Consider the following 5,007-nt stretch of genomic DNA (forward strand, 5'->3'; position numbering starts at 1 on the left):
ATTATGTACTTCACTTATGCTCAGTTGTTCTCTTATTTATTCGTAAGAAGTCTTGTGTTTTACATAAAAGCAAAGAAAAAGCAGCAAGTTATTGGCTGGGACAAGACTACTCGATTTAAATAAAAGTGGATGGGACAAAACGCTGTCTAAACGAATTAAACGCTTGAAATCAGATTTTTATAATCTGATTTCAAGCGTTTAATTATTTCGTAATTTGATCTTTGACAGTAATTTAATACTTATTTCCCAGCCTATTTTATTTACTTCATATCTAAATAATCTTCCAGCTTAGCAATCCGAGCTTCACGTGTTGGAATTGTTCTAAAAGGAACATGCACACCTTCTGGAACAATTTTATCCATCAGCTGATAACTTGGCAGATAGTCAGGAGAATTTATTCGTTTCATACGGAATAAACCGGTATTTAAATCAGATATCCCTGAACGAGTTGTAAGCGTTGCCTGATACCCCAATTCTTTCAGGACGCTTTCTGTAGTTTGGTTATAAACGCCATAAGGGTAGGTGAACAACTCCGGTTCATACCCCAGGTTTTCTTCGATTAGCTGGTGGATTTTCATCGTATCCTTTTTAAAACGCTCAGCATGTTCCTCTGTCGTCTCTCCCTCACGAGGAAGTGTTCCTTTTGCATAGCCATCCGAAGTACCTGGATTATGAAGATTGAACGAATGACTTTGGATATCTACATGACCGCTGTCTACCATTTCTTTTGCCTCGGCCCATGAAAAATGCGGAGTGATATTGAGCTCTTCGCCTAAACCAGTCGTACGCCCTACACTCCACCCAATAATAGAAATGACCGCTTGCATGTCAAGCTTCTCAAGCACTGGATAGGCATATTGGTAGTTGTTGCGGTAACCATCATCAAACGTTACCATCACGGGATTCACGGGTAGTTCAGCTTTCCCGTTTTTCGCATCAATTAATTGCTGAGAACTAATCGTATTCATACCCAATGCTTTTAAATACAACATTTCCTCATAAAACTTGTCTGGTGATATGGTAACCGAGCTCCAATCCGCCGGGTTCTTGGATAGACTGTGATACATGAGCACGGGAATCATTTGTTCATTACTCTCAGCATTGACTTTAAACCGGTCGTCCAAAATTCGTGCTAAAAAGCTTGAAAATTCAGCCCTGGATACATCTCGGGATGGCCGGAAGGTCCCGTCTTCATACCCGGTTGTAATATGATTGGCCAAAAGCGCGCTTACGTGAGAAAAAGCCCAGTGAGTATTGGATAAATCAGAGAACGTGGAAGAACTGCTTCCTTCCAATTGATACGCCCGTGTAAGGATAACAGCCAGTTCGGATCTTCGAAGGGTGTGATTGGGTTTGAACTTTCCATCCTCAAATCCGATAATGATATCACGTTCCGCGATGGCGTTAATATAAGGTTCTGCCCAATGTCCGCTTGTATCTGGAAAAGCGGAGGATTTCGTCGGTTTCAATCCCAACTGGTCGGCAATGACCTTAGAAGCCTCTGCACGTGTGATAGATCGGCTAGGCCTAAATGTACCATCCGGATATCCATTTAAGAGCTCTTGGTCGGTAAGATAGTTAATTTCATCATATGCCCAATGCTCTTCTATATCAGTAAAACTTGTTGAAGCTGTTACTGGGGAAGCGGATATAAGCAGGTAGATGGTTAGAAGTACAAGGTGACTAATCAATAGATGTTTTTTCATAGTGGTCCTCCTGTATGTAGGGATAAACGTGGCAGGGGGGCGGTTAGCTAAAGTTGACATACCCAATTGGGTACAAATGGTAATATAATATATTAGTGAAGGAAAAGCAATAGTTTAATAGATATGAAAAAGCCTGCCGTATGTGGCAGGCTTTTTTCCTATGAAGCTTTTTCGAGATTAGCTGATTCAGAATAAGGGAGGACGGTTATCCGATATTGGTCTTGAGGATTGAATATGAATATATAGTCTCCGTCCATTTCGGGAGTGAATGTTAGATTGTCTCCTTCCAGCCATTCTCCATCACGTACGTATTTAAATTCGATCGTTTCATCCGCCTTTAACTCGATGGGTTCACTTTTCCAGACATGCTCACTGTCATCATAGGATAACAAATTGGTGTCGGATTCCCAATCAAGCGGTTCAGATCCACGCAAAGCCACTTTTGAATACTGCTTGTACTCGTCAGGGGTTTCCAAGCGGAGCTTTCCTTTGACTTCATAGATGGAAACAGAGTGGGCATCACTCATTAATTCAAGTGATCCCTTGTGACTATTCAATTTCTTACCATCCATCAGTGAGGTCAACTTGACGCGATTAGGTGTTTGCTGATTGTAGAGATCAATAAGATTCAGCTTGCGCTGACTCTCTCCTTTATTGATGACTACAACGACCTGATCATTAGGAAGTGTTCGTTCAAATACGAGAACATCGTCATCGGAATAAACCATTCGAAGGTCCCCTGCTGTTAATGCTTCATGTTCTTGTCGATTATCAATGAGCTTTTTATAATGAGCTTTCACATCGAGGTCCTGCTCTGACGGTTTCCAAGGCATCATTTCACGGTAATAGCGATCCTTCCATTCATCAACGGCATTATGATCGCCGCTCTGTGAAAGTCCTACTTCGTCACCGTAGTAAATGATCGGAGCGCCAGGTAGAGTGAATTGCAGGGACGCAGCATTTTTCAGTGTTTCTGTGTTACCGTCTGCTTCATATAAGAAACGAGGAACATCATGACTGTCCAGAAAAGTAGCTGGTACAAATTCTTCATTATAAGCCTCGTTGATCGTTGTTAAGGAAGAAGCCAGCTGGTTCATGCTGCCATCATTAATAAAAGCATTCTGGATAGCGGACTGAGTTTCAAAATCGATCGCACCATCCAGCTTTCCTGTATAGGATGTAATCGTATCGAGATTATCCCATACTTCGCCAAAAATGAAAGCATTCGAATCCAGTTCCTTCACTTTATGACGAAAGTCCACCCAGAAGCTCTGGCTCGGACCTTTAGCATAGTCCAGTCGAAACCCGTCTACTCCAATCTCTTCCATCCAGAATGGAACAACTTCATCTAACATATATTCTCTGGTTTCTGGATTGTCATTGTTAAGTTCCGGCAGTTCCTGGACATCATAGAATGTTTCATATTCGTTTGGCCAGTTAGTGAATGAGTACCAATCATAGAAGGGACTGTCTTCGCCTTTTTCCACTGCATCCTGGAAAAATGGATGCTGATTTGACGTATGATTCGGAACTAAATCATAAACTACTTTAATATTACGTTTATGTGCTTTTTTCACCAGTTCTTTCATTAATTCGTTGCTGCCGAAGCGTGGGTCGATATTCATAAAATCTGCTGGATGATAACCATGAGAGTATGGCCCTTCGTAAATAGGAGAAATCCAGATGGTATTCACACCCAGGCTGTCGATATAATCCAGTTTTTCCAATACTCCTTGAAGATCGCCGCCCATCCATCCTTTTAGTTGTTCGTTATAAGGAAGGGAAGGGTTAACGGAAGAATTGTTTTGTTCCGTTCCATCACGGAAGCGGTCTACAAAGACTTGATATATAATCGCTTCTTTCGCCCAATCCGGCGAATGATAATCCTCTACATAGTAAGCAAACTCCGTGGCATTCTCTGACGTGAGGGCATTGTTATCGGCATATTGGGAGCCTTCACTCGCAGAATTCCACACATCATTTTTATACTTAACCCGTGTCTCATTTTTTTGTTTCGGTATTGTTCCTGTAAGGATAGAAGTTTTTAAACCGTTATTCTGCGTAGTGGTTTCGGTTACTTGAAGGTCAGCTGTTTTTCCGTTTTCAACTTCTCCTCTTTTTCCAACAGGGCTGGACCCGTCTGTCGTATAGTCGACAGCTCCTTCATCAATCGGTCCATAATGTTCTACCGTTACTTCTACGGTTACGTTATCTTTTTTGTCAGGTGTATAAGGGTCGTGGTTAAAATCGTGAGTAACGTCCTGGGCTACGGGTATCGTTTCCCATTCCGTAACGGTATCTTTTTGAACTTGAGTATCTTCTGTAAATACAACGGAACGGGGTTCTTCGCGCACTTCTTTATAAGGCTCGCCGCCTAAACTGTAGAAGTAGGATAGTGTTTCCCCGGATTCACCATTCACTTGAATTTGATAAGTACGTTCGTCAACTTTACTGAGGGGGCTTACCTTATAATTGAAGCCATTCATATTAGAAGCAAGGGTAGGCACCACCCAATCTGGAGTATCCTCAGGTACAGTTAACTCTAACGTTACACTTCCAGAAGACGTGTTTGCTGATCGTACGTCTACTGTACGTTCATTTTCGGGATAAAAAACGAAAGTATAATCACCATCTTGTGGCGGCGTATACGTTAAGTTGGCTCCTGGCATCCAGCTTCCGTCATATACATATTTAAATTCGACTTCATTTCCACCTTCTAGTGCGACAGGATCACTTTTCCACACGCCTTCTTCTGAATCATAAGCCAGTGGGTGATCATTAGAACTCCAATCAAGAGAAGCAGCGCTTCCTCGGAGTACGACCGTATCATAGACTTTGTCATCAGCAAAAGCGTTTAGTGCAAACGGTTGCGCAAATGACAATAAGAAAAGAACTATACCTATGAACCAATAAAATTTCTTCAAATTATTTCCCCTCTTTCCTAATAATAGTGAAATCGCTTTCATAATATATTATATATCTTCAAGTGTCCATGGTACGAATAGACTACCCAGTACGTTTATCATTCCAATAACTGGATGACCTGAGGTGGATATAAAAGGAAAATTAAAATGAGGTACATTCACTTAATTCTGTCTTGCTTACTATGGTCTTCTTGACTGTTAGCAATACTTCAAAATTTGTAATAGATATTTCACAAAAACAATAGCGTTTACTTGTAATTATTTGTCGAATAAAGTAACATATTCTGTAAAAGTTTTTATTTGAATTGTTTGTCAACTTTATGTAAAATCGATTCAATAAAAAAAGATAGAGAAAGGGTAGAGATTATGATACAACC

The 5,007-nt window shown here is 40.9% G+C and carries 2 protein-coding genes; both read right to left on the reverse strand.

Translation table 11 applies throughout. From position 1 onward, the window contains the following. Positions 1-260 precede the first annotated feature (260 nt). A complete protein-coding gene (locus WAM07_RS18940) occupies positions 261-1,706 on the reverse strand; it encodes an S-layer homology domain-containing protein (RefSeq protein WP_422168935.1) in 1,446 nt (481 codons plus the stop codon). Between the two features lie 158 nt (positions 1,707-1,864). Continuing rightward, on the reverse strand, positions 1,865-4,630 hold the full coding sequence (locus WAM07_RS18945) for an alpha-amylase family glycosyl hydrolase (protein ID WP_422168936.1): 2,766 nt from the start codon (positions 4,628-4,630) through the stop codon (positions 1,865-1,867). Between the last annotated feature and the right edge of the window lie 377 nt (positions 4,631-5,007).

The sequence above is a fragment of the Halobacillus sp. genome (genome assembly GCF_049282395.1).
GTDB lineage: Bacteria > Bacillota > Bacilli > Bacillales > Halobacillaceae > Halobacillus.